Raw genomic sequence first — 1,258 nt, forward strand, 5'->3', positions numbered from 1 at the left:
CCCTTGCCCGATGGGTAGACGGGCCGGTTCGGGCACAGCTCCGCAAGCTTCGCCAGCAGCCAAAAACAACGAGGGGGAGAGGGGAGCTGGCCGGTCACCTAAGCCGCCCCACCCACCCAACTTCTCGGCAAGAAGGAGCAACACCACATGAGCGCAGTATCCAAAAAGACCGTGACCCTCGCGGACACCGAGGAAACCATCGACGGCGTGACCGTGCTGGGTGATTACCACATGAACGGCGGCTACGACTGGATGGAACTCATCGAAGAACACGGCTGGGCCGTGCTCTCCAGCTGGGGCTGTGACGGCTGGGACCTGGGCCAGTGGCCCTACGTCATGGTCGCCGTTACCCGCACCGCTGACAGCATCGGCAACCTGTTCGGCATCGCCACCTACTGCGAGGGCGACGTGACCTGCACCTACTACAGGACGAAAGCCCGCCTGTGGGATGCCATCACGGAGCAGGCGTTCACCCACTGGAAGAACGGGCAGGCCCAAGGCCCGGCAGACCTGCCCGAGGCCGCCGCCGAACTGCCCAGCCGGTACCGGATGCCCTACATCGTGCGCGACGCCGCCTAACCAGCACTGACAACCGCTGTACTGCCCGGCCAGAGGCCGGGCAGTACAGCAACCCCAAACGACTTCAAAGGAATCAGCACATGAGCAACGACACCACCGCCCCCAAAGGCATCACCACCCTGATCTACCGCGACGCCCTGGGCACCGACTTCTCAAACCGGGGCATCTCCGCCCACGTCATGGAAGTCACCGTCATCGGCGAAGGCATCGACCCGGTTTTCGAGGCCACCGAGAAACGCCCGGCGGTCCGGCTGGTCAAGAAAAAATCATTCCACGACGAAACCGTTGTGCACGCAGAACCCGTCACCCCCGCCGGTGAACCCAAGCCGTGGTACATGTTCGGCGGCACATTCATCTACAGCAGCGACAGCCGGTTCCGCCGCGCAGCCGGACAACACGGGGCGATCGCCCTCCACGACCGCCGCGAATAGCGCCGAGGGTGGCCGGTCTTTCGGGGCCGGTCACCGCGGGCGGTCCGCCGTCGTGGCCGGCTCATGTTGGTGGTCGCCGGCGGCGGACCGCCAATCCCCGCAGCAACCAGGTGCACGGCTGGCGGCCGCCGGCGGCAAGCCCTGGGCGGCGGCGTCGTTAGGTTGTCCCTGGGCCTGAGAGTGAAAGGCATGCTCGCAGGGCTCGCACTAAAAGATTGGGCGTCCGCTGGCGCGGCCGGCTGTTGGGG

At 65.9% G+C, this 1,258-nt stretch carries 2 protein-coding genes; both read left to right on the forward strand.

The genetic code is table 11. The features are described 5' to 3' along the window. Positions 1-147: 147 nt before the first annotated feature. On the forward strand, positions 148-579 hold the full coding sequence (locus tag G205_RS20395) for a hypothetical protein (RefSeq protein WP_009359700.1): 432 nt from the start codon (positions 148-150) through the stop codon (positions 577-579). Positions 580-659: 80 nt separating this feature from the next. Beyond that, positions 660-1,010 (forward strand): hypothetical protein, encoded by a 351-nt coding sequence (locus G205_RS20400; RefSeq protein ID WP_009359701.1) that lies wholly within the window; start codon positions 660-662, stop codon positions 1,008-1,010. The last annotated feature ends 248 nt before the right edge of the window (positions 1,011-1,258 follow it).

Source organism: Arthrobacter nitrophenolicus, assembly GCF_000332815.1.
Lineage (GTDB): Bacteria > Actinomycetota > Actinomycetes > Actinomycetales > Micrococcaceae > Arthrobacter > Arthrobacter nitrophenolicus.

What these genes read in the sequence shown, in the direction of transcription:
- G205_RS20400 (WP_009359701.1), top strand. Translation starts at nt 660, where the DNA reads ATGAGCAACGACACCACCGCCCCCAAAGGCATCACCACCCTGATCTAC.
- G205_RS20395 (WP_009359700.1), top strand. Translation starts at nt 148, where the DNA reads ATGAGCGCAGTATCCAAAAAGACCGTGACCCTCGCGGACACCGAGGAA.